We start from the raw sequence: 24289 nt of genomic DNA, 5'->3' as shown, positions 1-24289 counted from the left end.
AAGCTTGCTAAATTTATCCCTTTGGGATTTGTAACTTGTTTTTATAGTAGGCAATTTTTAAATTTACCCTTTTAGGATTTGAAATTTATTTTTTAATTTGCCTAGATCCCTTTGGGAATAAAGAGGGCCTATAGTGTCCTCTTTTCTTCATGCAAATACCTCTTTTCGCAAGCTCTTTTCCTGCTCTCGGTCATTCGCTCCTGTAGAATTTTTCTTAATTTTTCGATCGGGGTTTGATAAATTTTGATAAGCTCTTGGCGATACTTTTCTACTCGGTTTTGTCTTAAATTTTGAGAAATTGTGTTTCTACAATAACTACTCCCAAAAAAACATATCAAAAATGCTATTTCAGCCAAATAATAATCGTCTCGCCTATTTTCCCATCCCGGACATAGTTCATCTAGCACATCATAGAAAAGGGCATGCGCGTTCATCACCTCACCCCTTGCTCTTTGATAAAATCTATCGCCTCACCAGAACCGTAACACACTTTGGCTTTGGCGTAGTCGAACATATTGAGGATTTCTATCCACTCCTCTTGCTCGGCGCTAACCTTGCTGAGTGATTTTTTGGCCCGCTTCATCTCAATAAAAAGCGTCTTGCTTGGTAAAAATACCATCAGATCAGGAAATCCTGCATAAGTGCCAAGAGCCTTGAGCTTCTTTTTGTATTGCACGCTTGCCATACGTTCGTTTGCTACATGGATATGCGGTATTTTTTTGACTTTGAGCCAAGATACGACCGCCATTTGCTCGGCTTCCTCGTATGGTATCTTGCCGGTAGCTTTCATATACGCCAATGTGTTTTCGTAGCGGGGGATCATAGCAACCTGCCTTGTCTAGCCTCGCTATGAGCTTTTTTGATCTGCTCGTTCGCCTTGGCTAAAATTTGAGGTATCTTGCTGAATTCGTTTTCTTTGATGATTTGCGTATCGCCCACTTGATTGCGCTCGTCCGTGAAAATTTTGAGCGTGAATTCATACCCAAAATTATCGGCTTCCAGTAGTATAAATTTTGCTAGTTTTGGGGTCATTCTCTAAACTCCACGGCCGAGATTGCACCATAATCGTTTTTCTTGTAAAAATCAGGTATGTTTATCTTAAACGTCCTCTCGCCTATCCTGTCTTTTGCCATCACGAGCTCCCTTTTTACGACCTCTTGCCTGTCGTTTAGCGTAGCGCTTAAGTAAATTATCATGTCACTGTCATAGACTTGATCGCCCGAGCCTTTTAGGGCTTGACGTCCGGCCTTAAGATCGGCTTCGCTTATTTGATTTATCAAGATTATTACTATGCCAAGCGTTCGTGTGAGTTCGCTTAGCTTGCTTGAAATTTCGTTATTTTTCTCATATTCGCTTAGCTTTGAATTCGATACTCTTAGCTTCATGCGGCTATCTATGGCAAAGACCATCACGCCCGCTTGGCTGAGCTTTCTTATGCGCTCGCACACTACGTCGATATTCGGGTTATCTTGGATGATGGTCATGTTTTTCAGTATCTCAAGCGGAGCAAATTTAAACTTTCTTATCAAGACCTTTTCATACATTTCCTAACTGAAAAAGGCTACCTTGTGAGACTTCGCAAGCCCCTTTAAAAGCTCGATCGTAAAAGTGGTCTTGCCTGCGTAGCTAGCTCCTGCTATGTTTATGAAGCTGCCTTGCGCTAAGCCTCTGTAATAAAGCTCGCCGTCCAGCCAATCAAGCCCGGTAGGAAAATATACCAGTTCGTCGCTAGCTTCCACGCGCTTTACGAATTCGCCCATAGTCTCAAATTTTTCATCCGCTCTTGTGCTTTTTAAGTCTCTTAGCGTCTCGTCGATCGTGGCTCTTTTATCTTCGAGGTAAATTATGAATTCATCTACGCTATTGAAATTTTCAGGGTTTATGTCTCTCATACCGCCAACCTCTTGCATGCGTTTTGCATTTTGATCTCGGAGATGAGTTCTCTTTTTACGTGTCTGAATGCTTCATCGTCCCAAAGCGCCCCGGCTATAAAAATGTCGCATATCTCTTCGTATAGCATCCTATCCTCTTGCGCCTGCGCTTTTAGCACTTGCGTTATCGCGGCGTATGGCATATTCACGGCTCTTTTGGCATTCATGAGCTTTACGATGCCTATCCTGCGCCCGCTAAAAAGACTCTCGTCCAGTCCGTTCGCCACCTCATAGGCCAAATGATCGTCGCCGTTTATAAGAGCGCTGGAAATCAAGCAGCGCTCGAGGCTGATCGTTTTGTTAAATTTCATAATTGTCTCCTAACTCCCAAGCCATATACGGGTTGTCTTTTCGTAGCATGTCGGTCCCAAAAGGCTTTATGTCGCCAAAATTTCCTTTGATACATCTACGCACTATCTCTAGCTGGCTTATGCCTACGTAGTCCTTTAGCTGTGTGCCAAGTCTTTTTATCTCGAGGTCTTTTAGCGGCCGTCCTCTTTTATGTTCCAGATACGGCACTAGGTGCAAGTAAAGTAAATTTGGTATCGTATAGTCGTAGATGTCTTTGCCAAGCTTTAGGGCTTTAAACCAATCTTTCTCGCTCGTATAGTGTCTAGGGCTGGTAAAGCTGACATAGTTTTCGTCGTTTGAATTTTTTTCACTTAGTAGCTGATTCGTTAAATTTCGTCTTTGTTCGTCAGTTAAATTTTCATCTACGCTATCAGGTTTATTTTTTATGATCTCGTAGCCTTGTTGATTTGAATTTTCCTCACGCGTATGCGCGAGAGAATTTTCATCCTCTTTGTTTGTAATATTCTCTTTCGGCATTTGCTTAATCGTCGGTTCGTCTTTTCGGTAATCGTCGTTTAAGCATTTGCTTAATCGTATCTCACGCCTTAAAATCTCTGCTCCACGCTTTTTATAGTCGATTTTTATGTATCCTAGCTTTGCGAGCTTGCTTATCTTTTCAGATACGGTCTGCGGAGTTATCTTGTCCTCTTTGAAAAGCTGCACGAAATGATCGTTACTAGCGTAGCAATATCCCTCTTGGGCGCACAAATTTGAAATAGCGAGCAATAATCTAAGCTCGTTTTTTATCCTAGCATCTAAAAACCACTCATTAAAGCATATCGCGTATCCGTTATTCATCTCTTTGCCTCTTTCTTGCCTTTTTTAACTTTCTTTTTGCTTTTGTTAAATTTGTCTATTTTCTTTAACAGTGCTCGTTCTTTGTCTCTTTCCGGGCTAGACATCGCTTCCCCTTATCTGCAGCCACTTGACCTCGATGTTTGTGATCGGGCATTTGTCGCGAAACGGCTCGTCAAGCACTTGTGCTTTGATGAGCTCATTCACGCGCGCCGAGATCGTAGATGTCTCTATGTTCGTCGCACGTGAGAGCATACGTCTAGTCATACCCTCGGGATGTTTTTCAAGCTCCCTGAGTATGATCACTCTTTGCGCTTCATGTTTTTCCATGCTGGCTTTGTAGCCATTTATACTAGTGTCCGCTATCATTCTTGCTCCTCTATCTCATATCCGCCACTAAGCACCTTTTCTAGCGTGGATATGACATTTGAAATATCATTTTTCACATCAGGCATCACTTCTATCAGCTCCTCATCGTCCGAGCACTCCTCGATAGTCTCGAAGCAGTCTTTTAGCTCTTTCATGGACGAGCCTATGAGCGAGATGATCTGTTTGGCTTCAGGTTTGAAATTTGTCATTGTCTTTCCTAAAATTTCATTCACTCTAAAAGCTCCTTTGGGTATAATAGAAGTCCTTACAAATACACCACAAAGGAGCCATTACAATAGATAACACACAAATTTATAATCTCACAAACATATTCACACAAATAGCCAATGAGCTAAAACTTGCCAACGATTTAAAGCTTTTATCTATTCTCCCAAACAAAAAGATAGATTTAAGCAAGCTGGGGCTAACCGATGAGCGTATAAAAAACCTAAATGAAGTTTTCAAGGCTAACCGTGGCATTTGGGATCAGATTTAGGCTCTACAGCGCAAATCTTGGCTTTTATTAAAATTTGCAACAGCTTATCGAGCTTGTCATCGTGATCACGTATTTGGTCGCTTAGATATTTTATTCGCTGGGTAGACACCGCTAAATTATTCTTTGCTTTTAAAAGCTCGATTTCAAGCTCGCTTATGCGCCTCTGGGCTTTGGCCCTAAATACAGCAAATTTAACTGCCAGCTTTGCCTTTTTCATTTCCAACCCTTTAAAATAAATTTACAAGCATTAACTGCCATCATAAAAATGCCTGCTAGGATAAACCCGCCGACGAAAAGCGTTACGCTAGTTTGCAAAATTTCGATCATTTTTTAGCCTTTTGAGATTTTTCTTTTAGCCTTTGAGTTCTATACCAGCCGTTTTTTACTTCCTCCCAAAAAGTCGGTTTTATGCCATCCTCGACAAACATAGCTGTTATTTTTTCTCTCTTGGGGCTAAAATAGCCATACTTTATCCCTTTGACGGAAACCTCTTTGTTGTAATGTTTTCTTAATATTTGTGTAAATTTTTTAGTTGTCATAACGAAAGTATAGCTATACTATTCTTAAAGAGTTATTAATGGTATAGTATTACTATATTAAATTATTTTAAAAAAAGGATATAATTACTATACATTTTACTTTTGGAGGATAGCATGGAATACAAACTTAATAAACCATTATTAAAAAAAGTTCTAAAAGAAAAGAAAATATCTTATGCAAAATTAGCAGAGATGCTCACAGAGGCAGGCCATGAAATATCAGAAAGCGGCATAAAATTTTGGTTTAAAGACGACAAGAATAAACCGGAGATAGAAAAAGCACAAGCAATGTGTGAGCTGTTAGGCATTCCAACAAATGACTTAATCTTACAAGACTTATTTCAGATCGTCCCACCAGATAAAGAGGTGGAGGACGGAGAAAATAATAGCGATACCGTCTATGTTCCATTTTTTAAAGATGGCGTAGTGTCTGCTGGATTTGGTGCAGAAAATGACGATATGGGCGATTATGATTTACTACCTTTTAATCCGCAAGATTTAAGATTGATGTTTAACGTAAGCCCTCGTGCCAGATTAGGCATAATCCCTTGTTTTGGCAACTCGATGGAGCCAACGATAAAAGAAACGGATTTGGTAGTCTTTTGTGTCGATCAAATAGAAGCGATAGAGGGGGCTATTTATGTTTGCCGCTATGATGGAGAACTGCTCGTAAAAAGGATAAAAAAGCGCCCATCGTTACAGCTTATTAGCGACAATAAAGATTACGAGCCCATCAGTATGTCCGAAGAATTGCCAATAACTATAATAGGCCGCGTAGTAGGATCGTATAGCATAAACTCAAAGAGAATTTAAGCAAACTTCCACTACGAAATTTACAAAGGACTAGTGTTTGACAATCAGGGCATCAAATAGTCGCCTAGTCGGTAGCCACTTAAATTCAAAGAGGTTTTAGGGAAGATACGGAGCGAATAAAAACAAATATGAGAGTTTTTGTAAAATTTAGCAGGGCGTCGTCGAGGAAAAACACCCCAAACGCAAAAAGAAAAATCAAAAAGCTATTCAAGCGTAAAAATATAAAAAATGGGCGCGAGCATCCATTTAACCCTCCGCATGACGTTTGCCATAAAGACAAGGTGCTATACAAAATTGATATGCCCGAAAAAATAGTTTTTCCAAAAGATATTAAAATACTAAATTCTACACTAGATAAGCTCAAAGACTACCAGGGCAAAAAGCACAGCCATAGATTGTCGATAGATCACAGAAGAATGAATACAATAGATAATGCGTCCATACTTCTGATGACGGTGGGGATAAATGCTATTTTTAATGGGGAAAAACTTATAAAAAATAATAAAGTTTCCCCTATAAAATCAATAGATGAAAGATTGGCCGCCATAGGGTATTGGAATGCATTGTGCATAAACCCCAAAAAAGAAACCGTCGAAGAGGGGCGCAAATATCTAAAAATAGATTATCGGAACGGCGAACATATAGACAATGAATTTCACTACCCTATCATAGATTTTTTCACTGGCAAAGACGAAATTTTAGAGAAAAATAAAGACGAGCTGTTTGATGCGATATTTGAGGCGATGGCAAACTCTAGCGAACATGCGTTCGTTGATTTTGACGGAGATAAAAAGATATGGTTTATGGGGGCATATAACAAAAAGAGGAAAGAGGTCGAATTTATTTTTTACGATACGGGGATTGGGATATTTAAGTCGCTAGAGATAGGAAGGAGCGCATTCGTTCAAAAATTTTACCGCATATCAAGGCGTATCGGGAAAGAAAATACGCTAAGAACCTTATGTAAGTCGAATTTATCGAAATACAAAGACAAAAACAAAAATAGAGGCTTTGGGATGATAGCGTTTAAAAATTTTATAGATACCGTCCGACAAGACCCGAGCAAGGACGCTTCTTTAGAAGTCGCTACCGACGGGTTCTTATATTTAACAAAAAATGATAGTATAATACGGCTAAAATCTAAGATACAAGGAACGTTTATCAGGTGGTCCGTAAGAGATTTAAGCACGGGAGAATGCGATGAAAGATAAAATCATATATAATTTTGCCGAAAAATTCACGGACGCCCCCGGCCCTAGGTATAGAGAGCTCGGGGACAAGTCGGGGCAAGAATTTAGAGAGGACGTTTTAGAAGCCCTACTAAACGAATATGACGTTATAGAGATAGACGGCAGTCGCATAAAAACGTCTTTTAACCCGTCTTTCCTATCCGAAGCTTTCTCGCCGCTATACGAGCGGTTGGGAGAAGAGGAGTTTTTTAGGAGAGTTAGGCTTTTTAGTGCGGACAATCCTAAGCTAGAAGAAAAATTTAGGGCTTTTTCTAGGCCGCTAACAAAGCAGTAAAAATTATGAGCACCCCAGCTTGGCTCTCTTTAATAGCTATAATTTTTACCTTTATTAACTTTGTATATTTATTAACTAAAGATAGATTTCAAAAAGTTGATAGTGAAAGAAAAGAGTGTTTGTCAGTTCTAAAAGATTGCTTTTCAAAAATTTTGAAAAAAGACTATGACGGCAATATTATGGAACTTACGTCAAATATTGAGGCGCTTGGGTATTTAACCATTATACGACTAAATTGCATAAACGTGAATAGGCTTGCTTTGATTATTAGTGATTACTACGAAAAAAGTATATCCGAAGAAGCAGTAGTTGGCGAATACAAGATGCTAGTAGAGGATATATATACGGCAGATATTCCTTTGTGGGAATACATAAAGTGCCTATTTAAGAATTTTAAGAAAAATAATTCCCGAGATACTTTTTGAACATAAAACGCCTAATCATATGTATTGTGTGTTATCCTGTACTCGCTTTCTCCGGTAAAGTCGTCTCTATCCACGACGGCGACACGATCACGATACTTCAAAACAAGCAGCAAATCAAAGTAAGGCTTTTTGGCATTGACGCGCCCGAAAAGAAACAGCCATACGGACAAAAATCAAAACAATTTCTTTCAAATTTGATTGCCGGCAGATCCGTTGAAATTCAAGAAAAGGGTAAAGACCGATATAAACGCGTGCTCGGTATAGTCTATCTTGACGGACAAGACATAAACGAACAAATGGTGCTAAATGGCTATGCTTGGGCGTATGTCAAGTATTCAAAGATTTATGCAGGTCAAGAGCTCAAAGCCCGCAGTCAAAATTTAGGGCTTTGGCAGGATAAAAAGCCTATCCCGCCGTGGGAGTGGAGGAAAGGTAGTAAGTTTTAATATAGTGGTCGTGGCTGAAAATAATATCCCTGCTGATTTTGCTCCATCCTGCGAGCCGAATTATAATTCATCTCTCTTAGCTGATTAGCATAATCGTTTTGTTGGGCTGCGCTTTGGTTAAATCCGTTGGCCCAACTTTGCATAGCATCTAATACGCCATACCCGACTTGATTGCTGCGCTCTATCGCTTGAATATAATACTCCATCTCTTGTTGCGTCATAGGGCGAGAGCACCCAGCTAAATTATCATAAAAATATTTTCTTAGCAGGTCGTCATTTTCCGATTGTATCAACTCATCAACATCATACTTAGACACCCACATCAGATCCCCAACCTCGCAACTTACCCCGACACTATTAAGATGTTGTATTATATCGTCCGTTACTATAAGCTGCTTTGTCTCTACCGGGATATAATAAGCCTTGTTATCGATGAATGCCACGTCCCTATTGTTTGGATTAAACGCACACCCTGAAAGCAAGAGACCAACAAGGCATATAAAAGCGATATTTTTCATATTTAAATCCTAAATTTTACCACTTAGGCCTTTTAGTGCCTTTCTTGCCGGTGTATGGATTATAGTTGCCTTTTGATGAGTAGTTATTAGTTTGTGTATGGTCTCTACTCGTTCTGTGGTAGGATCTAACATAAGTCCCGTTTCTTTTATGATACCCGCCTACACTTTTGCCGTAAGCAAAGCTTCCCATAGAACCCAATAGGCAAACTGCTAAGATTACAAACAATGTCCTTTTCATAGAAACCTCCCCTAAAAATTTAACAAAAATTATACCACAAAAATATATTTTAAAAAGTATAGTTATACTATTCTATTTTATATAAATTTAAGGATAGTTATACTATACTTCTCTCATCAAAACAAAAAAGTCTTAAAGCCCTGACAGACATCAGGCAGGAGCCCCACTCCTAGCTAGAGTTTAGCTGAAGCTACGCGGTAACCCGAGTATAGCGGACATAATGTTATACCCATCGCCAGCCCTGACTTAGGATAGTTTCTCACAGGGGTAGAAAAAACGAGAAAGACCAAATTTATGAAGCTGTAGTCTAAGAAATACAACCACATTCCATCGTGGTAGATGGTGGTGCAAATCCACCCGGCTTCTCCAACCAATCAAACTCATTAAAAACACAAAGGAAAGGTAATGTTAAATTTTTTAATACACGGCATTCTAGCCAACATCTACGCAATGGCTATCATTTGGGTTATTGCAAGGGCTATTACGCCAAAGGGTGGCAGTCTAGGCAATAAAAAGCTTCCTTTGACATTAAAGATAGCACTGACTTTAGTGCCTTATTTGCTAGCTATTTTGAGCTTCTTTCTTTTAATGGGTTTTATCCACTTCGGATTTAACTACGAAAAGATAAAAGAAGCTGCAGAAAAAAGGAACAAGCAATGATACGATTTTTATTACGCTTGTTCAAACCCAAAAAATCAAGCGGCCATTTAATACAAAACATCAAATTCCTACAACTTCAAAGGATCTGAAATGATAGCATTCGAGGACATCAGGGACGACGCAGGCGAGATCAAGCTTGTGCCGTTTGAGTATGACGAGACGGCAAAGCTTAAAGAGTGGATACGAAAAGACTTAAACAATATCGATCTAAATTTAGACGATGACGAAATCTACGGACAGCTCGATGAGATCAGACATGCTTACGAGGATGACGACGCTGCAGATGTTTGGCAAGAGATAGAGGACTTCGTAGCGGCTAATAGCAACAAAAAGCTATCTCGCAGCTGGAAAGAGCTACAAGACGATCTAAAACGCACGAGAGCAAAGCTACAAACGAGCCAAAAAGAAGTGCAAGCTAACGTAGAGTTGCTAAATCAAATTTTAAAGGTCGCGATATGAGCTGGATCAGCTTTTGCGCCCTTTGGATGGCGAGAGGATTTAGAGTTTATGGCAACAAGTCAAATTTTAAAATTTCAAAGGTAAGACGATGAGGGAACTTTTTTATCTTTTAGAGCTTTTATCTAGAGATGAAAGTAAATTGAATGAAATTTTAAATCAACTAAAAGAAAAGGAACGTATAGCTTTTTCGCTAAGGTGGGGATTGCCTTTAAATGATAAACGACTACCACACCTTACGCTTAGAGCTATTGGCGATATTTTAGGATGCTCGGCAGAAAGAGCAAGGCAATTAGAATATAGCGCGTATAAAAACCTAGCTCACCCGAGACTAAAAAGACAAATACTTGCGATTTTAGGGTTAGAGTGCGTGCCTAACGAGTTAAATTTAAATGAGCTAGTTCTTGAATATGACTTCAAGAAAAAGCTAGGCATAAAATCTCGAAGTATTTTTCAAAAAAGGATTTTATGCTCTGATTATGCGCCCTCTTATATATCGCTTTTAGGGCTTCGCTTCTATCAACCTCAAGAAGTTGAAGCAGTAGTAGCCTGGTATGTACAAAAATATAAAATTTCAAGGATAAAACAATGAGTAACGAAGCAATGGAGCTTATTATAAGCTATGAGGCAAGCACGGCGGACAATCAAGTCCTAAAGACAAATTTTGATGACATCAAAGCTGAAGTAGTCAGTCAAGTCGAAAAGTATTCGATCGAAGTTACCGAAGATAATATACCGGAAGCCAAAAAGGTAATGGCAAATTTCAATAAGGTAAAAACAGAGATCGGCGAAAAGTATAAATTCTATATCGATAAGCTTTCAGTCCCTATTAATCAGCTAAAAACCGAAAAGAAAGAGATAGAGGCAATAATCACGGACGGACGCCAAAAGATAGCTGACGGCGTAGCGGAATTTGAAAGCAAGAGGCTTGATGAAATTTCACAAAAGATAAGCGCATACGTAAAAAGCGTGTGCGATGAAAAGGGGCTAAATTTTGAGAGGATAAATACGTCCGATCTAATCAAGCTAAGCGCCGTAACGCCTGCGGGCACTCTAGCAAAAGCTACGAAAGAAGCAATAGAGGCAAAAATACAAGCTCTTGAAAATGAAATTTTGCAGGCCAAGATCGTAGAGCAAGAAAAAGCGGCTAGAGATGCCGAAATAGCAGCGCAAGCAAGACGTGAAGCAGAGGAGCGAGCAGCTAGAGAAAAGGCGGAGCTAGAAGCAAAAGCCGCACAAAGAGAGGCTGAACTACTAGCAAGAGTCGAAAGAGAAAAACAAGAGGCGATCGAGCGCGCAAAAGCCGAGCAAGCAAACCCTAACCCACAAGCTTTTTATGATGCACAACGTGAAATTTTGCAAAAACCACGCGAAGCTGAAAACGGCAAAGCTATCTACACTATCCGTGCCGAGTTTGAGGTCAAAGCTCCAGCAAACGCTCCGCACGACAAGCTAACAGACAAAATCAAAGAGATGCTAGCCGCGGCGGGCATAGCCAACCTAAGTAAAATCGAGGTGTTAAATGCTTGAAATAGATTTGGGCGGGTTTAAGGGGGTTAAGCACCCCCTAAACACGATGATAAAGGGGTTATCAAACAAAGAGTACCACGAGGCGGGTGGGCTAAGCTCTACCCGTTTCGAGCTAATCAGAAAAAGCGTGCGAGTCTTTAAATTTAGGCATCTGTTTGATACGTGGAAACCGTGCTTTGACGAGGGCACGCTTTGCCACGACTGCATTTTGACGCCCGAAAATATCGATAAAACATACATCGAAAGCCCGACGCTAGGGCTTGATACTAAAAAGGCTGAGGCGTTGCGAGAAGCCAACCCCGATAAAATTATAGTGGCTAAAGGGATGATAGAGCATTATTTAGAAATCTCCAAGATCGTTAATGAAATCGTGCCATTTCTAAAATACGCCGACAAAGAAGTGAGCTTTTTCCACTACCACAAAGACGCGGATTTGCTTATGCAAGCGCGACCTGATATTTACATTCGCAAATTTGGAATGCTTTATGACCTAAAAAGCACGAAAGCCAATAGTCAAGAAGAATTTGAAAAAATTATCGAGCCGTATAACTACGATTTGTCGTTAGCTTACTACAACGATGTCTTAAATTTATGCGGCTACAAAACGAACTTAGAGCTTATGGGTTGGCTTTGTATCCCTAAATCTGCGCCGCATATCCCGTTTATGGTAAGAGTGAGTGAGGAGTTGCTAGAAAAGGGGCGCAGCAAATACCAAGAGCTTTTAGCTCGGTATATGGACTACATTGCCGCCGAAAAAGAATTAGGCGAAGAAGATATGAATTTGATAATATCCGACCTTGCTAGATATAAGGCGCACAGCTACGAATACCGCAAAGAAAACTACATAAATGTAGCTTAAATTTGAAAGGATAAAAAATGAACCAACTACAACAAGCTAAACCGCAAGCAGAGCAGATAGCAAAAAGCAACTGGCTAAGCCAAGACGAGAAAAAAATTATAAAGGCGCAGTTTTTCCCGCCAAACGCTACCGATATGGATATGATTTATTGCATGAAGGTTGCTGAAACCTTTAATTTAAACCCTATCTTAAAACAAATATTTTTTGTCGAGCGCTCGGCAAATATCGACGGCAGATGGATAACAAAAATAGAGCCTTTGGCTGGGCGCGACAGCTTTTTAACCCTAGCGCATAGAAGTGGTAAATTTGCGGGCATCGATAGCGACTGCGCCATAAAACAAACGGCAGTATTGCAAGACGGCGAATGGGTAACCAAGAACGAGCTAGTCGCAACAGCAAGAGTATATCGCACGGACAACGATCGCCCTTTTTGCGCCGAAGTGGAGTATAGCGAATATGTGCAAAGAACAAAAGACGGAAGCATAACCAAATTTTGGCGCGACAAGCCTAAAACTATGTTAAAAAAAGTAGCCGAAAGCCAAGCATTGCGAAAAGCCTTTGACATCTCAGGACTTTATTCGGTCGACGAAGTCGGCGATGATGAGCCTAAAAAGACAAAAATAGCGCCTAAAATTGAAACAAAAGCGACACAAAACCTAAACGAGCTTTTGAGTAGTTCAGAAAAACCAAACATCTCAGTTGGTGCAAAAAATTCACAAACTGAAAAAACCGAATACATCGAGGCTGCGCCCCTTGAAGTAGAAATCGCAACTGTAAAAGAAAATTTGACAGTTGAGCCAATGCCTCACGACCTACTACAAAGCGAGCTAGTAAAACGAGGCGCTAGTGAGGCTGAAGCTGAGAATTTGGTCGAGAGATTAAGCATTGATGAAGCGAGGGCGTATCTGGACGATCCAAACAGCATTGACGCGCTAATGGAAAATTTAAGGAGCTAAAAAATGAAAGCATTAGGAGTTTTAGGTGCATTATTTGCGGGGTTAAATAGTGTAGATACTTTTCAGGACGCGCCACAAACAAAAAAGAGCAAAGCCCGCATACCTCGCTCAAAAACAAGACGCACAAAAGGCGCTTATGATAGGAGCCAAAGAATAAGGGCAAACAAGCGAAAGGCTAAGAGATGTTTAACAAAATAGTTTTAGTCGGGCATTTGACGCGAGATATTGAGTTGCGCTACACCCAAAGCGGCGCGGCGATAGGTAGCTCGGGTATAGCCGTAACGCGCAAATACACACTCAACGGCGAAAAGCGCGAAGAGACGTGCTTTATCGACATAACATTTTTCGGCAAGCACGCGGAAATAGCAAACCAATACCTCAACAAGGGAAGTAAGCTTCTAGTAGAAGGTCGCTTAAAATTCGACCAATGGCAGGATAGCAACGGACAAAATAGAAGTAAGCACTCGGTCGTTGTGGAAGTAATGGAAATGCTAGGCGAGCCAAAGCAAAGTAATCAAGGCTATCAGCAAGGCGGATATTCAAATCAGCGCCCACAGCAAAGCGCGCCAAAGAAAGCGCAGCAGCAAAAACCGCCTGAAAGCTACGACGCGCCAGAAATATACGTGGATGGCGACAAATACGACAACGACGAAACGATACCGTTTTAAGGGGCGGAAATGGGCAAGAACTTCAGCGGCAACACGAACAAGCGCCGATCAAAAAGCGACTTCTATCAAACGCCTTACAACCTGACAAGACGGCTTTTAGAGGTAGAAAAATTTGAGGGTAGCATACTTGAACCTGCTTGTGGTAATGGCGCGATAGTCTCCGTGTTAAAAGAATTTGGCTATCAAGACATCAAATTTTATGACATTTTGACAAGTGGCAAGGATTTTCTACAAGAGAACAGTAAATTTGACTGCGTGATCACAAATCCGCCTTTTAGCCTTGCAAAGGAATTTATCCTCAAAGCTCTTGAAATTTCAGATAAATTCGCCTTTTTACTGCCACTTAATTACTTGCACGGCAAAGAGCGACACGATGAAATTTACGCACGCAAGGCTTTAGAGAGAGTTTATGTATTTACCCGCTATCCTATGCTTAGCGACGAGATCAGGAGCGACGGCAAATACGAAACGGGGATGATGGTTTATGCTTGGTATATTTTTAGCAAGCATTTTAGCGGTCAGCCAACGATCGAATGGCTGGATAATAACGATGATGTTTTAAAGAAAGGTGAGAGATGACAAGAGTCGAGAGATATTTTGAGGAGGGAGAGTATAAAGCTCCTAAGACAAAAAAGAGCTTAAAAGCTGACTTGGAAGAGATTTTTAGGCTTGTTGAGAATAAAGACTTAGATACTCAAACAGCAGTAAGTGCAGTCTTTGAAATGGTGGCGGTATATTTTGATGAGCCGCTTGGAAATTTATGGGAGTGATATGAAAGAGATAAAATTTAGAGCGTGGGATGTGCTCAATAAAAAAATGCTTAGCTGGGGTGAAGTTTTTGACTTACCTGCTTGGGAAATTTTCCCCGGCACTCCCGAACAAAGAGCATTTGAAGTCATGCAATACACAGGCTTGAAAGACCGAAACGGCAAGGAAATTTACGAGGGAGATATTCTTGAATTTCGCGCAAACCCTTTTGATAGGAAAAGGGATTTATTTCAAGTAGTTTTTAAAGACGGCGGGTTTAGAGATGAATGGAATAATTATATTGGACAATACCTGCCGCCGGATATAAGAAACAAACAAGGCGGAAGAGTAAGACTCAATGAAGCATGCGAAGTCGTCGGCAACATCTACGAAAACCCAGAACTTTTAGAGGAGGATAAAAATGCTTGAGTATTTTTTATATGTGATCGGATATTTTATTGTTTTAGGTGCTGTCAAGGCTATTTTTAACATCGTAAATCGAATCGTTGTAATACCGCTTATCACAGCTTTTTGTGATATAGAATATGACACGTTTTTTAAAGTTTTTGTTTGGAATAAAGCGTGGCAGAGAAATTTATTTTTAGCACTTACTATTATTGCTGTTATAGCGAGTCTTGTAATATCTTTCTTTGTTACAAAAGAAATTGGCGCATGGATAAAAGGAGCATGAGATGACACCACAAGAACAAACAAAACAAAAGATTGAGGTTATGCAAGCCTAGAGGCGTTTTGCGAGGCTCGCAATGAAAAATCTAAATTAGTCGAGCAAATACAAGGTTTGCTCTTTAAATGCGACGTCCGCTATTTACGGCATGCACTGCAAGATTTGAAAGATTATATAAAGGATAAAAAATGAGCGATAAATTTATTACTCGTGATGAAGCCTTAAAAGAACTAGGACTAACATCGCCTATCAGTTTAAGGCGATTAGTGCTAGCAGGCAAGATCACGGCAAGTAAGATCAACTCTAAGATAATTTATTATTCCCAAAACTCTATTTCTGCCTATAAATCAGGCAAAACCGCCCAAACTATCTAAATAATCGCTCCACCATTGCATAAGCCTAGCCCTTGCTTTTAGGTTCTTGGCGTGGTTGTATGCTTCTTTGACCTTATTGCTCTCAACATGAGCGAGGCAAAGCTCGATAACGTCACTATTGCAGCCGTGCTTATCTATGTTTTCGTTAGCTATCGTGCTAAACGTGGCTCTAAAGCCGTGTGGAGTTACCATTTCATTATTAAAGCCTAGACTTCTAAGCATTGAGCGGATAGTATTATCACTAATAGGGCGTATATTTGATTTTACGGACGGAAAAATTAACTCACTTTTTAATGGTAGGCGCTCACGATATGTTTTTAACAAGGTAATTACACTTTGAGATAAAAATACATCGTGAGGCTTTGCCATTTTCATCTCACTTGCTGGGATATGCCAAACGCAATTTTCAAAATCTATCTGCGACCATTTAGCGTTTCTAGCATTTTGTCCTCTTACTGCGGTGTATAGTTGAAAAATCGCACACACTTTCACTCGCAAATCCCCAAAATAATCTCTTATCGCCATTAATACGGCTCTTATTTCATCACCATTTTTTAAATATGCGAAATGTTTAACTTCTTGCTTACCCATTAACGCACTTTTATCAATATCCGAGATAATATTATGCTCTACATATTCGTGCAAAAGAGCAAATTTATAAAAACTATTTAGTGTACCTAGTGTTTTTCGTGTCGTTTCTTGCTTGTCATCGCCAAGAAGTGGTGCAAGTGCGTTTATAATATCTTTCCTGCTAATATCTTTTATGTCCATCTCGCCAAATTTAGGTAAAAATAACGTTTCAAAACGCCTTTTTATCCAAAATTGCTGTTTCTCGCTCAACTTAGTTTTTGTCCTATACCACGCTTCAAACACTGCCCTAAATTTTGTTTTTTCTACTGTTTGCACTAGGCTTTCGCCTTGGCTTAGTTTTGATCGTAGCTCACTTCTTTTATCTCTTGCATCGCTTAGGCTCATTTTATCATATTTGCCAAGAGTTAGGCGGTGACGCTTGCCATTTTCTCTAAACTCATACATAAAAAACTTTGTGCCATTTGGCATTATCTTAATTAGCAGGTTATCGCCGTCGCTGACAAAATATGGCTTCTCTTTGGCTTTTAGATTTTTAAACTGCGTGATCGTTAGTTGGCGTGATAGTTTAGGCATTTATAATCCTTGTTGGCTGACTATTTTTATATTTTTAGCTACTTTTTTAAAGACGATCAGCCAAGAGTCAGCCAAAAAGTTGTGATAATAATAGTTTGCCATTGTTTATAATTGTTTGTAATTTTATGTATAAAGGCTTTAAAATAACGTTAAAATCGTGACTCAATGTTTGCAAAAGTTGATAAAAGTTTGTAATTGTTTATAAGTACTGGCGGACAGAGAGGGATTTGAACCCTCGAGCCCCGATTAAGAGCTGCACCCTTAGCAGGGGTGTGGTTTCGGCCACTCACCCATCTGTCCGCAAAATAAGAAGTCGCATTATAAACAAAAGCTGCTGATATATGGCTTAAAATTTTAACCGCTATTTTTGACAAATTTGACCAACAAACGCCGATAACTACTGCTAGTCTTTATAAAGCCACCATTTCAGCTTACCAACGTCCGGATCTGGCGTGTTTGCGTAGTAGCATATCATGCGATACATATATAAAATGCACTTGTCACTGCCTCGTCCGAGAGCCTTTGTGCGTTCGTACAGCCCGTCCGCATCCGCCCCTTTTAAAGAGGCGATGTCGGCGTAGCCAAGTGCGAGCAGGTCATCCTCGGTCTTCTTGCCGACATAAGGGATTTGTCTAAGATCGCTCATAAAATTTCCTAAATTTTCCCCAGTATACGCTCGCAAATTTCACGAGGCTCGTTGCTTTCATATATCGGGCGTCCAACCACGATAAAGTCGCTGCCCTGCTCCTTTGCCGCGCTCAAATCAGCCACTCGCTTTTGATCGTCTGCACTCTCGCCAAAGGGGCGCACGCCAGGCGTCAAGGTAAGAAAGTCCGTACTCGTCGCGTTCTTTATCAAGCGGCTTTCAAACACCGAGCAGACCATCCCGTCAAGCCCCGCCTCATAGCTCATCACGCTAAATTTACGCACGGCGGCGGCTAAATTTTCATTATAAACCGCGCTAAATTCGCTCTCGTCAAAGCTTGTTAGAGCCGAGACCGCCAGCACTAAAGGGCGCGACGGCAGCGCATTTAGCCGCGACATCACAGTCCGCATCGCATGCGCGCCGCTACTTGCGTGCAGATTTATCATATCGGCACCCACCTTGGCGATGACCTCGGCTGCGTCCGCCATCGTGTTTGGTATGTCGTAGAGTTTAAGGTCAAGAAAAACCCTAAAATCCGCCACGCCTTTTAACTCTTCGATAAATTTCGCCCCGTCTCTTAGATACGCCCGAAGTCCGACTTTTAGCCACACGTCAAGCCCGACTAGCTCGCGCGCGATGGCTAGATTTGCCTCCTTGCTTACCATATCAAGCGCCACGCAAAGCTTCACATCTCGCCTTTTAGCGCATCCAGCACGCCATTTATAAATTTTGGCGCAGAGTCGCCGCCAAGCTCTTTTGCAAGCTCGATGGCTTCGTTGATGATGACGGCTTTGTCGGTGTCCGTAAATTTCATCTCATACACACCAAGACGTAAGATCGCAAGCTCGACTATACCGATCCTCTCGATATCCTTTTCCTTTAGATACGGCTTTAAAATTTCATCAAGCTCGCCTTTTTTCAAGCAAATAGCGTCAAAGGTCTCGAGCGCCTGCATTTTACGCTCGTTTCTTATCTTTTTCTCCTCTAAAAACTCATCCTTGAATTCGTTCATCTCGCTACCCATCTCATGTGCATAAAGTAGCGAAACTACGGCTTGCCTGACCTGATGACGCGTCGCCATTTCACGCTCCTAAATTTTTATATAAATTTAGCATCTCGATGACGCCCGTCATCGCCTCAAAGCCCTTGTTTCCGGCCTTACTGCCCGCTCGCTCGATGGCTTGCTCGATGTTATCGACCGTTAGCACCCCAAAGCTCACCGGCTTGCCGTATTTTAGCGTCACGTTTGCGATGCCTTTCGTGGTCTCGGCCGAGACGTAGTCAAAGTGCGGCGTCGAGCCTCTGATGACCGCACCCACGCAGCAAACGGCGTCAAATTTACTACTGGCGAGCGCCTTTTCCAAAGCCATCGGTATCTCGAATGCACCAGGCACTAAAATGAGGCTTAAATTCGCCTCGTCTCCGCCGTGGCGCAAAAACGCATCTCGCGCACCCTCGACGAGACGGTCGGTAACGATGTGGTTGAAGCGCGCATTGATGATCGCGACCTTTTCCTTGCCGCTAAGGGCTAATTTTCCTTCGATTATTTTCATGGATTCTCCTTAAATTTTTACTAAATTGCCAAATTTTCAAGCACAGCAAAACAACAAATTTAACCTGTGCCACCAGCCCTAAATTTAACAAATTTAAAAGCCAGGCTTTGCACCGCGCAATAAATTTCAAACCTAAACAATTTTAAGCATTATAACACTAAAAATTATCAAAAACAGGCAAACGCCCTTTTTCAGGCTAAATTTTTCGCCGTTTATGACGATACCCACCACGACCGCTCCGATCGCCCCTAGACCCGTCCAGATCGCGTATGCTACGGACATCGGGAGTGCTTGCATCGCGTACCTAAGCAGCACGAGCGAGAGCACCAGCACGCATAGATCAAACGCCATGAGAGCGGCTTTACGGCTAAATTTGCTCGATTTCTCGATCATTGAGAGCACATAAACACCCAGCACTTCGCACGCACTCGCCCCGAGCAAAGCCAAAAAGTGCATCATGACTTCGCCCCTTTTATGCCTAAAACCCCGATGACAAGGGTCGCGATAAAAAATAGCCGCCATAAATTCACGCTCCCGCCGTGATATAGCTCGCTCGCAGCCTCGACCACGACCAAAAAGAACGTCCCAAGCCCGACAAACAGCGTGTATGCCACGCTCGTATCAAGCCGCTTGAAGCCCAAAATAAACATATAAAAGCTCACGCACACCATCGCGCCGGTCAAAAAATACTCTAAATTTGAGTCCGCGTGCTTTAAGCCATAAGCCCAGCCACACTCCGCCAGCGCGCCCAAAAATACGAACAAAAAGCCCTTATTTCGCAAAATTTAGCGCCTCTTGTATCCTGAAAATTTCATTTATATTTGCGTTCAGCTCGTCTAAATTTAGCATATTCGGTCCGTCGCAAAGCGCCTCGCAAGGATTGATGTGCGTCTCGTAAAAAAAGCCATCCACACCCACAGCCGCCGCAGCTCGCGCTAGATATGGCACGAATTTCGCGTCGCCACCGCTCTTCTCGCCAAGGGCTGAGGGCATCTGAACGCTGTGCGTCGCGTCGAATATCACCGGCGCAAATTCGCGCATAAGCACCAAATTTCGCATATCGACGACGAGATTGCCGTAGCCAAAGGTGCTGCCTCGCTCGGTCAGCCACACGCCGTTTTGCCACGCGAGCTCGTAGCCATCACCGCTAATGCCTCTGGTTTCGAGCACTTTTTTGACCGAGTGCTTCATCGCACTGGCGGCTAAAAACTGCCCTTTTTTGATATTTACTATCGCCTTTGTCCTCGCAGCCGCCACGAGCAGGTCGGTCTGACGGCACAAAAAGGCTGGGATTTGCAGCACGTCAGCGACCTCGCCTACGGGCGCAGCCTGATAGCTCTCGTGGATGTCGGTCAAAATTTTAAAGCCAAATTCCTTTTTTACCTTGGCTAAAATTTCGCAGCCTTTTTCGAGCCCCGGACCCCGAAATGAGCTGATACTCGTGCGGTTTGCCTTATCAAAGCTTGATTTGAAATAAAAATCTATCCGTGCATCTTCGTTAAATTTAACGAGCCTTTTTGCCACGTCAAATACGAGCTTCTCGCTCTCGATGACGCATGGACCTGCTATTAAGATCATTTTTTCTCCCTTACCACTAAAATTCCGCTTAAAATAACGAGCATTATACCAAAAAACGCTGCTGCATTTGGTAGCGCATCGCCCATCGCCGTGCCGATGATGATCGTAAAAATGACGTCTGCGTAGCTGACTGCAGCGACCGTCCCGGCCTTTCTTGAGGCGGCATAAGCTTTAGTCATGTTTATCTGAAAATATAGACCGGTGATACCCATTAACACGATGAGTAAGACATTTGAGAGGTTTGGAAGGACGAATTTCGATAGCAAAAAATCAAGCGGTTCGTAGCTAAATTTTTCTGCCAATCCCATGAAAATAAGCGGTAAAATCGTGCCCCAGCCCATAAAGCTAAGCACGATAGTATTGGTATCGTAGCTCTTTTTCAGCTCGCGCACGCTCGTGTAGGCAAGTGCCGCTCCCAGGCCGCTCCAGATGCCGATGATGTCGGTTTTTGAGATGCCTAAATTTGGCTGTATGATAAACAAAATGCCACCAAAGCCTAGAAAGATCGCAAACCAGCCAAGCGAGCCAAGCCGCTCCTTAAAAACGATTGCGGCCAAGATCGCCGTAAAGATCGGGCTCGTTTTTGAAAAAGTAAATGCCGCGCCAAGGCTGATGTGAGCGACATTATAAAAAAACGCAAAAAGCGCCATCGTCCCGACAAACCCGCGAAACATCAAGAGCCACGGATGGCCGCCTGTTTGCTTTGCCGGCTTTTTATAAAGCGCATAGACTATCATCACAAGGCCGATCAAATTTCTAAAAAATACGACCTCGATCGATGGCATATCTTTGCTCAAATACTTTGCAAACGCCCCTGTGACAGCAAACATAAAACACGCAATGAGCATATAATAAACGCCAAGATGACGCATCAAAAACCTATGCAGCAAGATAAAAACCTTTTTTATTTTAAAGCCATATTTTAGTGCAAACTGGCTAATTTATAAATAAAATAAGCCATTTTTTGTATAATACGCCAACTAAAGGGAATAACGTGCAAAAAATAATATTGGTCGGAAAGCCAAACGTTGGAAAAAGCTCGCTTTTTAACCGCTTGGCTAGACAAAGGATAGCCATCACAAGCGAAATAAGCGGCACTACAAGAGATACCAACAAAGCCAGGATCGAGGTAGAGGACAAAAGCTGTCTGCTGATCGACAGCGGCGGACTCGATGAAAGCAGCGAGCTTTTTAAAAATGTGAAATTTAAAACCCTAGCCGAGGCTAAAAACTCGGACATCATCATCTATATGGTCGATGGCAAAATGGCACCAAGTGATGAGGATCGCGCGATATTTTACGAGCTTTGCAAGCTAAATTTGCCAATCGCTTTAGTCATAAACAAGATAGATAGCAAAAAAGACGAGCAGCGCGCGTGGGAATTTATAAATTTTGGCGTCAAAGAGATATTTGAAATTTCCGTCAGCCACAACACCGGCATCGATGAGCTTAGCCAGTGGATAGCCGGGCAGCTTGAATATGACGTTATAAAGACCGATGAGAGCGAGGATTTTGATGATTTTTTAGAAAATTTCAATGACGAGGGCGAGCTTGAAAGTAGCGAAAATTTTGAAGACAGGTATATCCGTGTAGGCATAGTCGGGCGCGTGAATGTGGGTAAAAGCAGCCTTTTAAACGCCCTCGTGAAAGACGCTCGCGCGGTCGTGAGCGATATAGCGGGCACGACCATAGATCCTGTAAATGAAATTTACGAACACGAAGGGCGGATATTTGAGTTTGTCGACACGGCAGGCATCAGAAAACGCGGCAAGATCGAAGGTATCGAGCGATACGCGCTAAACCGCACGGAAAAAATTTTAGAAAATTCAGACATAGCGCTTTTGGTGCTTGACAGCTCGGAGCCTCTAACTGAGCTTGACGAGCGCATAGCAGGAGTCGCGAGCAAATTTAACCTTGGCATGATCATAGTGCTGAATAAATGGGACAAGAGCGAGAGAGAATTTGATGAGCTCGTAAAAGAGATAAAAGATCGCTTTAAATTTCTCTCTTACGCACCTATCATCAGCGTGAGCGCACTTGGCAAAAAGCGCATCCACAAGCTCTACCCGCTCATACTCGAGGTCTATAAAAATTTCACCCAAAAGATACAAACCTCAAAACTCAACGAAGTGATCGAAGAGGCGACAAAAGCCCATCCGATACCCCGAGAAAAGGGCAAAAGCGTGAAAATTTACTACGCTGCGCAGTTTGGCTTCGCACCGCCAAAGATCGCCCTTATCATGAACCGCCCAAAATGCCTGCATTTTAGCTACAAACGATATCTCATCAACAAACTCAGGCAAAATTTCGAGCTAAGCGGCGTTCCTATCGTGCTAGCACCTAAAAAACGCGGAGAGAGCGATGAAAACGAAGAACAATAACATCGTCCTGATCGGCTTCATGGGTGTTGGCAAAGGCACGACAGCAAGGGCGCTAAGTAAGAGCCTAAAGACCGTCAACCTCGACTGTGACGACCTGATAGAAAGCTCGCAAAATATGAAAATAAAGGAAATTTTCGAGCAGCACGGAGAGAAATATTTTAGGAATTTAGAAAAAAATCTGGCGAAATTTCTAACTACTAACGTCAAAAATACCATCATCTCGACGGGCGGGGGCTTTGTGAATGTCAAAGGACTAAACAAAATCGGCACGGTCATCTATCTAAAAGCTAGCTTTGAAGCTATCATCGAGCGCTTAAAAAACAGCGCCAACAGCGAAAAGAAAATGGCAAAAAGACCGCTTTTAAGTAACCTAACAAAAGCCAAAGAGCTTCACAAGACGCGTGAGAAAATTTACGAGAAAAAGGCCGATATCATCATCGAAGTCGAGCAAAAAACACCAAAGCAGATCGTAAAAGAGATAATCAAAAATTTACAAAAAAGATGACTCAAACGCGAGGATAAAATCGGTTTAAATTTGACGCAAATAAAGTAAATTTAGCCAAAAGCGGGTAAAATAAAGCCAAAATTTATAAATTTAGAGCGAGAAAAAAGGATAAAAATGAGAGTTTTAACAGGCTTGCAGCCTAGCGGGAAGCTGCATTTGGGCAACTATTTCGCATCGATAAAGCAGATGGTAGAAGCGCAAAAGACAAGCGAGATGTTTATGTTTATCGCAAACTACCACGCGATGACATCGCTAAGCGACGCAAAGGCGCTCAGGCAAAACACGCTAGAAGCTGCGGCTGCGTTTTTAGCGCTTGGTATCGATCCTGAAAAAAGTGTATTTTGGGTGCAAAGCGACGTCAAAGAGGTGCTTGAGCTTTATTGGGTGCTAAGCCAATACACTCCAATGGGCCTGCTAGAGCGCGCGCACAGCTACAAAGATAAGGTCGCAAAGGGCATAGGCGCCAGCCACGGACTGTTTAGCTACCCGGTGCTGATGGCGGCTGACATACTGCTATATAGCGCCCAGATCGTGCCCGTGGGTAAGGATCAGATCCAGCACGTCGAGATAGCACGCGACATCGCGCTTAAATTCAATAACGAACACGGCGAAATTTTAACTCTACCGACTCACCGTGTCGATGAGAACGTCGCTACCGTACCGGGCACAGACGGCGCAAAAATGAGCAAGAGCTACGGCAACACGATAGATATTTTCGCAGACGCCAAAACGCTCAAAAAACAAATCGGCTCCATCGTAACGGCCAGCGAACCGCTCGAAGCCCCAAAACAGTGGCAAAACTGCAACGTTTATAACATCGCAAAGCTGTTTTTAGACGAGGACGGACAAAAAGCACTTCAAGCGCGCTACGAAAAAGGCGGCGAAGGGCACGGGCACTTCAAAGCCTACCTAAACGAGCTTGTTTGGGAGTATTTTAAAGACGCAAGAGAGAAATTTGAATATTACACGAACCACTTCGGCGAGGTCAAGGAGATCTTGAACGAAGGTGCAGCCAAGGCGCGAATTTATGCGCTGCCTTTGATAGAAAAGGTGCGAGAAAAAACGGGAATTTACAGATAGGAA

At 42.1% G+C, this 24289-nt stretch carries 39 protein-coding genes and 2 tRNA genes; 21 read left to right on the top strand and 20 right to left on the bottom strand.

Annotated elements, in window-relative coordinates; translation table 11 throughout:
• Positions 1-433: 433 nt before the first annotated feature.
• The 9 genes from HMPREF1139_RS08950 to HMPREF1139_RS08915 form a co-directional block, all read right to left on the bottom strand.
• Positions 434-823 (bottom strand): VRR-NUC domain-containing protein, encoded by a 390-nt coding sequence (locus tag HMPREF1139_RS08950; RefSeq protein ID WP_009650003.1) that lies wholly within the window; start codon positions 821-823, stop codon positions 434-436.
• Positions 820-1032, bottom strand: coding sequence for a hypothetical protein (locus HMPREF1139_RS08945; RefSeq protein WP_009649960.1), 213 nt, complete (start codon positions 1030-1032; stop codon positions 820-822). Before HMPREF1139_RS08945 ends, HMPREF1139_RS08950 begins: the two co-directional genes overlap by 4 nt.
• On the bottom strand, positions 1029-1544 hold the full coding sequence (locus HMPREF1139_RS11910; RefSeq protein ID WP_009650982.1) for a DnaB-like helicase C-terminal domain-containing protein: 516 nt from the start codon (positions 1542-1544) through the stop codon (positions 1029-1031). The genes HMPREF1139_RS08945 and HMPREF1139_RS11910 overlap by 4 nt, the downstream gene beginning before the upstream one ends.
• Before the next feature lie 3 nt (positions 1545-1547).
• The gene (locus HMPREF1139_RS11905) at positions 1548-1910 is read right to left on the bottom strand and encodes a hypothetical protein (protein ID WP_232209620.1); all 363 of its coding nucleotides are present in this window, start codon (positions 1908-1910) and stop codon (positions 1548-1550) included.
• Entirely contained in the window at positions 1889-2242 is a 354-nt protein-coding gene (locus HMPREF1139_RS08935; RefSeq protein ID WP_009650974.1) for a hypothetical protein, read from the bottom strand. The genes HMPREF1139_RS11905 and HMPREF1139_RS08935 overlap by 22 nt, the downstream gene beginning before the upstream one ends.
• The gene (locus tag HMPREF1139_RS08930; protein ID WP_009651041.1) at positions 2232-3080 is read right to left on the bottom strand and encodes a DNA-binding protein; all 849 of its coding nucleotides are present in this window, start codon (positions 3078-3080) and stop codon (positions 2232-2234) included. Before HMPREF1139_RS08930 ends, HMPREF1139_RS08935 begins: the two co-directional genes overlap by 11 nt.
• 96 nt (positions 3081-3176) lie before the next feature.
• Positions 3177-3446, bottom strand: a complete 270-nt coding sequence (locus HMPREF1139_RS08925) for a MarR family transcriptional regulator (RefSeq protein WP_009651099.1) — start codon at positions 3444-3446, stop codon at positions 3177-3179.
• Positions 3443-3655 (bottom strand): hypothetical protein, encoded by a 213-nt coding sequence (locus HMPREF1139_RS08920; RefSeq protein ID WP_034966439.1) that lies wholly within the window; start codon positions 3653-3655, stop codon positions 3443-3445. The genes HMPREF1139_RS08925 and HMPREF1139_RS08920 overlap by 4 nt, the downstream gene beginning before the upstream one ends.
• A 258-nt stretch (positions 3656-3913) precedes the next feature.
• Positions 3914-4159, bottom strand: coding sequence for a hypothetical protein (locus tag HMPREF1139_RS08915; protein WP_009651097.1), 246 nt, complete (start codon positions 4157-4159; stop codon positions 3914-3916).
• A gap of 436 nt (positions 4160-4595) precedes the next feature.
• Between HMPREF1139_RS08915 and HMPREF1139_RS08905 the strand changes: the two genes are divergently transcribed.
• From HMPREF1139_RS08905 to HMPREF1139_RS08885, 5 genes are all read left to right on the top strand, one after another.
• Positions 4596-5294 carry a S24 family peptidase gene (locus HMPREF1139_RS08905; RefSeq protein WP_009651001.1) on the top strand — a complete coding sequence of 233 codons (699 nt, stop codon included), beginning with the start codon at positions 4596-4598 and terminating at the stop codon, positions 5292-5294.
• Positions 5295-5857: 563 nt separating this feature from the next.
• Complete coding sequence (locus HMPREF1139_RS11580) at positions 5858-6505, top strand: hypothetical protein (protein WP_156795033.1); 648 nt, start codon at positions 5858-5860, stop codon at positions 6503-6505.
• On the top strand, positions 6495-6818 hold the full coding sequence (locus HMPREF1139_RS08895; RefSeq protein ID WP_009650993.1) for an STAS-like domain-containing protein: 324 nt from the start codon (positions 6495-6497) through the stop codon (positions 6816-6818). The genes HMPREF1139_RS11580 and HMPREF1139_RS08895 overlap by 11 nt, the downstream gene beginning before the upstream one ends.
• Before the next feature lie 5 nt (positions 6819-6823).
• The gene (locus HMPREF1139_RS08890; RefSeq protein ID WP_034966434.1) at positions 6824-7243 is read left to right on the top strand and encodes a hypothetical protein; all 420 of its coding nucleotides are present in this window, start codon (positions 6824-6826) and stop codon (positions 7241-7243) included.
• 26 nt (positions 7244-7269) lie between these two features.
• Entirely contained in the window at positions 7270-7689 is a 420-nt protein-coding gene (locus HMPREF1139_RS08885; protein ID WP_009651006.1) for a thermonuclease family protein, read from the top strand.
• Here the strand turns inward: HMPREF1139_RS08885 and HMPREF1139_RS08880 are convergent.
• Positions 7686-8207, bottom strand: coding sequence for a hypothetical protein (locus HMPREF1139_RS08880; RefSeq protein ID WP_009651081.1), 522 nt, complete (start codon positions 8205-8207; stop codon positions 7686-7688). The two genes, HMPREF1139_RS08885 and HMPREF1139_RS08880, sit on opposite strands and share 4 nt — an antisense overlap.
• A 534-nt stretch (positions 8208-8741) precedes the next feature.
• On the opposite strand from HMPREF1139_RS08880, the gene HMPREF1139_RS11575 reads away from it, so the two are divergent.
• The 13 genes from HMPREF1139_RS11575 to HMPREF1139_RS08815 all read left to right on the top strand — a co-directional run bounded on the left by HMPREF1139_RS11575 (position 8742) and on the right by HMPREF1139_RS08815 (position 15380).
• Positions 8742-8814 (top strand) — tRNA-Gly (locus HMPREF1139_RS11575).
• 36 nt (positions 8815-8850) lie between these two features.
• Complete coding sequence (locus HMPREF1139_RS08875) at positions 8851-9105, top strand: hypothetical protein (RefSeq protein WP_009651022.1); 255 nt, start codon at positions 8851-8853, stop codon at positions 9103-9105.
• 90 nt (positions 9106-9195) lie between these two features.
• Positions 9196-9564, top strand: coding sequence for a hypothetical protein (locus HMPREF1139_RS08870; RefSeq protein WP_009650988.1), 369 nt, complete (start codon positions 9196-9198; stop codon positions 9562-9564).
• Positions 9565-9652: 88 nt separating this feature from the next.
• Positions 9653-10153 (top strand): sigma factor-like helix-turn-helix DNA-binding protein, encoded by a 501-nt coding sequence (locus HMPREF1139_RS08865; RefSeq protein ID WP_009651044.1) that lies wholly within the window; start codon positions 9653-9655, stop codon positions 10151-10153.
• Positions 10150-11091, top strand: coding sequence for a DUF1351 domain-containing protein (locus tag HMPREF1139_RS08860; RefSeq protein WP_009651048.1), 942 nt, complete (start codon positions 10150-10152; stop codon positions 11089-11091). The genes HMPREF1139_RS08865 and HMPREF1139_RS08860 overlap by 4 nt, the downstream gene beginning before the upstream one ends.
• Positions 11084-11950, top strand: coding sequence for a PD-(D/E)XK nuclease-like domain-containing protein (locus tag HMPREF1139_RS08855; RefSeq protein ID WP_009651059.1), 867 nt, complete (start codon positions 11084-11086; stop codon positions 11948-11950). The genes HMPREF1139_RS08860 and HMPREF1139_RS08855 overlap by 8 nt, the downstream gene beginning before the upstream one ends.
• Positions 11951-11967: 17 nt before the next feature.
• On the top strand, positions 11968-12906 hold the full coding sequence (gene bet, locus HMPREF1139_RS08850) for a phage recombination protein Bet (RefSeq protein ID WP_009650998.1): 939 nt from the start codon (positions 11968-11970) through the stop codon (positions 12904-12906).
• Between the two features lie 182 nt (positions 12907-13088).
• A complete protein-coding gene (gene ssb / locus HMPREF1139_RS08840; RefSeq protein ID WP_009651046.1) occupies positions 13089-13574 on the top strand; it encodes a single-stranded DNA-binding protein in 486 nt (161 codons plus the stop codon).
• A 9-nt stretch (positions 13575-13583) separates the two neighbouring features.
• Positions 13584-14153 carry a hypothetical protein gene (locus HMPREF1139_RS08835; protein ID WP_009650990.1) on the top strand — a complete coding sequence of 190 codons (570 nt, stop codon included), beginning with the start codon at positions 13584-13586 and terminating at the stop codon, positions 14151-14153.
• On the top strand, positions 14150-14344 hold the full coding sequence (locus tag HMPREF1139_RS08830; RefSeq protein ID WP_009651073.1) for a hypothetical protein: 195 nt from the start codon (positions 14150-14152) through the stop codon (positions 14342-14344). The genes HMPREF1139_RS08835 and HMPREF1139_RS08830 overlap by 4 nt, the downstream gene beginning before the upstream one ends.
• Before the next feature lies 1 nt (position 14345).
• Entirely contained in the window at positions 14346-14750 is a 405-nt protein-coding gene (locus HMPREF1139_RS08825; RefSeq protein WP_009651030.1) for a YopX family protein, read from the top strand.
• Positions 14743-15012, top strand: coding sequence for a hypothetical protein (locus tag HMPREF1139_RS08820; RefSeq protein ID WP_034966432.1), 270 nt, complete (start codon positions 14743-14745; stop codon positions 15010-15012). The genes HMPREF1139_RS08825 and HMPREF1139_RS08820 overlap by 8 nt, the downstream gene beginning before the upstream one ends.
• 182 nt (positions 15013-15194) lie before the next feature.
• Complete coding sequence (locus tag HMPREF1139_RS08815; RefSeq protein ID WP_009651051.1) at positions 15195-15380, top strand: hypothetical protein; 186 nt, start codon at positions 15195-15197, stop codon at positions 15378-15380.
• Here HMPREF1139_RS08815 and HMPREF1139_RS08810 read toward each other — a convergent pair.
• The 10 genes from HMPREF1139_RS08810 to HMPREF1139_RS08765 all read right to left on the bottom strand — a co-directional run bounded on the left by HMPREF1139_RS08810 (position 15354) and on the right by HMPREF1139_RS08765 (position 21211).
• A complete protein-coding gene (locus HMPREF1139_RS08810; RefSeq protein WP_009651100.1) occupies positions 15354-16544 on the bottom strand; it encodes a tyrosine-type recombinase/integrase in 1191 nt (396 codons plus the stop codon). The genes HMPREF1139_RS08815 and HMPREF1139_RS08810 overlap by 27 nt on opposite strands.
• 209 nt (positions 16545-16753) lie before the next feature.
• Positions 16754-16844, bottom strand: a tRNA-Ser gene (locus HMPREF1139_RS08805).
• Positions 16845-16947: 103 nt separating this feature from the next.
• Positions 16948-17190, bottom strand: coding sequence for a helix-hairpin-helix domain-containing protein (locus tag HMPREF1139_RS08800; RefSeq protein ID WP_009650999.1), 243 nt, complete (start codon positions 17188-17190; stop codon positions 16948-16950).
• 8 nt (positions 17191-17198) lie between these two features.
• Positions 17199-17879 carry an orotidine-5'-phosphate decarboxylase gene (gene pyrF / locus HMPREF1139_RS08795; RefSeq protein ID WP_009651079.1) on the bottom strand — a complete coding sequence of 227 codons (681 nt, stop codon included), beginning with the start codon at positions 17877-17879 and terminating at the stop codon, positions 17199-17201.
• Positions 17876-18271, bottom strand: a complete 396-nt coding sequence (gene nusB, locus HMPREF1139_RS08790; RefSeq protein ID WP_009650981.1) for a transcription antitermination factor NusB — start codon at positions 18269-18271, stop codon at positions 17876-17878. The genes pyrF and nusB overlap by 4 nt, the downstream gene beginning before the upstream one ends.
• A 1-nt stretch (position 18272) precedes the next feature.
• Complete coding sequence (gene ribH / locus HMPREF1139_RS08785) at positions 18273-18743, bottom strand: 6,7-dimethyl-8-ribityllumazine synthase (protein WP_009651061.1); 471 nt, start codon at positions 18741-18743, stop codon at positions 18273-18275.
• A 132-nt stretch (positions 18744-18875) separates the two neighbouring features.
• Positions 18876-19202: a DMT family transporter gene (locus HMPREF1139_RS08780; protein WP_009651089.1), complete on the bottom strand. Its 327-nt coding sequence runs from the start codon at positions 19200-19202 to the stop codon at positions 18876-18878.
• Positions 19199-19525, bottom strand: a complete 327-nt coding sequence (locus tag HMPREF1139_RS08775) for a DMT family transporter (protein ID WP_009650989.1) — start codon at positions 19523-19525, stop codon at positions 19199-19201. The genes HMPREF1139_RS08780 and HMPREF1139_RS08775 overlap by 4 nt, the downstream gene beginning before the upstream one ends.
• Entirely contained in the window at positions 19515-20321 is an 807-nt protein-coding gene (gene kdsA, locus HMPREF1139_RS08770; RefSeq protein WP_009651054.1) for a 3-deoxy-8-phosphooctulonate synthase, read from the bottom strand. The genes HMPREF1139_RS08775 and kdsA overlap by 11 nt, the downstream gene beginning before the upstream one ends.
• Positions 20318-21211 (bottom strand): DMT family transporter, encoded by an 894-nt coding sequence (locus HMPREF1139_RS08765; protein WP_009650970.1) that lies wholly within the window; start codon positions 21209-21211, stop codon positions 20318-20320. Before HMPREF1139_RS08765 ends, kdsA begins: the two co-directional genes overlap by 4 nt.
• Before the next feature lie 104 nt (positions 21212-21315).
• Here HMPREF1139_RS08765 and der point away from each other — a divergent pair, with 104 nt between their 5' ends.
• From der to trpS, 3 genes are all read left to right on the top strand, one after another.
• Positions 21316-22701, top strand: coding sequence for a ribosome biogenesis GTPase Der (der, locus tag HMPREF1139_RS08760; RefSeq protein ID WP_009650986.1), 1386 nt, complete (start codon positions 21316-21318; stop codon positions 22699-22701).
• Positions 22682-23206, top strand: coding sequence for a shikimate kinase (locus HMPREF1139_RS08755; protein ID WP_009651060.1), 525 nt, complete (start codon positions 22682-22684; stop codon positions 23204-23206). Before der ends, HMPREF1139_RS08755 begins: the two co-directional genes overlap by 20 nt.
• 114 nt (positions 23207-23320) lie before the next feature.
• Positions 23321-24286 (top strand): tryptophan--tRNA ligase, encoded by a 966-nt coding sequence (gene trpS / locus HMPREF1139_RS08750; protein ID WP_009650994.1) that lies wholly within the window; start codon positions 23321-23323, stop codon positions 24284-24286.
• Positions 24287-24289 lie beyond the last annotated feature (3 nt).

This window comes from Campylobacter sp. FOBRC14 (assembly GCF_000287855.1).
In the GTDB taxonomy this organism is placed as follows: domain Bacteria; phylum Campylobacterota; class Campylobacteria; order Campylobacterales; family Campylobacteraceae; genus Campylobacter_A; species Campylobacter_A curvus.
This window is presented reverse-complemented; position numbering and strand designations above follow the sequence as displayed.

What these genes read in the sequence shown, in the direction of transcription:
- HMPREF1139_RS08950 (WP_009650003.1), bottom strand. Translation starts at nt 823, where the DNA reads ATGATCCCCCGCTACGAAAACACATTGGCGTATATGAAAGCTACCGGC.
- HMPREF1139_RS08945 (WP_009649960.1), bottom strand. Translation starts at nt 1,032, where the DNA reads ATGACCCCAAAACTAGCAAAATTTATACTACTGGAAGCCGATAATTTT.
- HMPREF1139_RS11910 (WP_009650982.1), bottom strand. Translation starts at nt 1,544, where the DNA reads ATGTATGAAAAGGTCTTGATAAGAAAGTTTAAATTTGCTCCGCTTGAG.
- HMPREF1139_RS11905 (WP_232209620.1), bottom strand. Translation starts at nt 1,910, where the DNA reads ATGCAAGAGGTTGGCGGTATGAGAGACATAAACCCTGAAAATTTCAAT.
- HMPREF1139_RS08935 (WP_009650974.1), bottom strand. Translation starts at nt 2,242, where the DNA reads ATGAAATTTAACAAAACGATCAGCCTCGAGCGCTGCTTGATTTCCAGC.
- HMPREF1139_RS08930 (WP_009651041.1), bottom strand. Translation starts at nt 3,080, where the DNA reads ATGAATAACGGATACGCGATATGCTTTAATGAGTGGTTTTTAGATGCT.
- HMPREF1139_RS08925 (WP_009651099.1), bottom strand. Translation starts at nt 3,446, where the DNA reads ATGATAGCGGACACTAGTATAAATGGCTACAAAGCCAGCATGGAAAAA.
- HMPREF1139_RS08920 (WP_034966439.1), bottom strand. Translation starts at nt 3,655, where the DNA reads ATGACAAATTTCAAACCTGAAGCCAAACAGATCATCTCGCTCATAGGC.
- HMPREF1139_RS08915 (WP_009651097.1), bottom strand. Translation starts at nt 4,159, where the DNA reads ATGAAAAAGGCAAAGCTGGCAGTTAAATTTGCTGTATTTAGGGCCAAA.
- HMPREF1139_RS08905 (WP_009651001.1), top strand. Translation starts at nt 4,596, where the DNA reads ATGGAATACAAACTTAATAAACCATTATTAAAAAAAGTTCTAAAAGAA.
- HMPREF1139_RS08895 (WP_009650993.1), top strand. Translation starts at nt 6,495, where the DNA reads ATGAAAGATAAAATCATATATAATTTTGCCGAAAAATTCACGGACGCC.
- HMPREF1139_RS08890 (WP_034966434.1), top strand. Translation starts at nt 6,824, where the DNA reads ATGAGCACCCCAGCTTGGCTCTCTTTAATAGCTATAATTTTTACCTTT.
- HMPREF1139_RS08880 (WP_009651081.1), bottom strand. Translation starts at nt 8,207, where the DNA reads ATGAAAAATATCGCTTTTATATGCCTTGTTGGTCTCTTGCTTTCAGGG.
- HMPREF1139_RS08875 (WP_009651022.1), top strand. Translation starts at nt 8,851, where the DNA reads ATGTTAAATTTTTTAATACACGGCATTCTAGCCAACATCTACGCAATG.
- HMPREF1139_RS08870 (WP_009650988.1), top strand. Translation starts at nt 9,196, where the DNA reads ATGATAGCATTCGAGGACATCAGGGACGACGCAGGCGAGATCAAGCTT.
- HMPREF1139_RS08865 (WP_009651044.1), top strand. Translation starts at nt 9,653, where the DNA reads ATGAGGGAACTTTTTTATCTTTTAGAGCTTTTATCTAGAGATGAAAGT.
- HMPREF1139_RS08860 (WP_009651048.1), top strand. Translation starts at nt 10,150, where the DNA reads ATGAGTAACGAAGCAATGGAGCTTATTATAAGCTATGAGGCAAGCACG.
- HMPREF1139_RS08855 (WP_009651059.1), top strand. Translation starts at nt 11,084, where the DNA reads ATGCTTGAAATAGATTTGGGCGGGTTTAAGGGGGTTAAGCACCCCCTA.
- bet (WP_009650998.1), top strand. Translation starts at nt 11,968, where the DNA reads ATGAACCAACTACAACAAGCTAAACCGCAAGCAGAGCAGATAGCAAAA.
- ssb (WP_009651046.1), top strand. Translation starts at nt 13,089, where the DNA reads ATGTTTAACAAAATAGTTTTAGTCGGGCATTTGACGCGAGATATTGAG.
- HMPREF1139_RS08835 (WP_009650990.1), top strand. Translation starts at nt 13,584, where the DNA reads ATGGGCAAGAACTTCAGCGGCAACACGAACAAGCGCCGATCAAAAAGC.
- HMPREF1139_RS08830 (WP_009651073.1), top strand. Translation starts at nt 14,150, where the DNA reads ATGACAAGAGTCGAGAGATATTTTGAGGAGGGAGAGTATAAAGCTCCT.
- HMPREF1139_RS08825 (WP_009651030.1), top strand. Translation starts at nt 14,346, where the DNA reads ATGAAAGAGATAAAATTTAGAGCGTGGGATGTGCTCAATAAAAAAATG.
- HMPREF1139_RS08820 (WP_034966432.1), top strand. Translation starts at nt 14,743, where the DNA reads ATGCTTGAGTATTTTTTATATGTGATCGGATATTTTATTGTTTTAGGT.
- HMPREF1139_RS08815 (WP_009651051.1), top strand. Translation starts at nt 15,195, where the DNA reads ATGAGCGATAAATTTATTACTCGTGATGAAGCCTTAAAAGAACTAGGA.
- HMPREF1139_RS08810 (WP_009651100.1), bottom strand. Translation starts at nt 16,544, where the DNA reads ATGCCTAAACTATCACGCCAACTAACGATCACGCAGTTTAAAAATCTA.
- HMPREF1139_RS08800 (WP_009650999.1), bottom strand. Translation starts at nt 17,190, where the DNA reads ATGAGCGATCTTAGACAAATCCCTTATGTCGGCAAGAAGACCGAGGAT.
- nusB (WP_009650981.1), bottom strand. Translation starts at nt 18,271, where the DNA reads ATGGCGACGCGTCATCAGGTCAGGCAAGCCGTAGTTTCGCTACTTTAT.
- ribH (WP_009651061.1), bottom strand. Translation starts at nt 18,743, where the DNA reads ATGAAAATAATCGAAGGAAAATTAGCCCTTAGCGGCAAGGAAAAGGTC.
- HMPREF1139_RS08780 (WP_009651089.1), bottom strand. Translation starts at nt 19,202, where the DNA reads ATGATGCACTTTTTGGCTTTGCTCGGGGCGAGTGCGTGCGAAGTGCTG.
- kdsA (WP_009651054.1), bottom strand. Translation starts at nt 20,321, where the DNA reads ATGATCTTAATAGCAGGTCCATGCGTCATCGAGAGCGAGAAGCTCGTA.
- HMPREF1139_RS08755 (WP_009651060.1), top strand. Translation starts at nt 22,682, where the DNA reads ATGAAAACGAAGAACAATAACATCGTCCTGATCGGCTTCATGGGTGTT.
- trpS (WP_009650994.1), top strand. Translation starts at nt 23,321, where the DNA reads ATGAGAGTTTTAACAGGCTTGCAGCCTAGCGGGAAGCTGCATTTGGGC.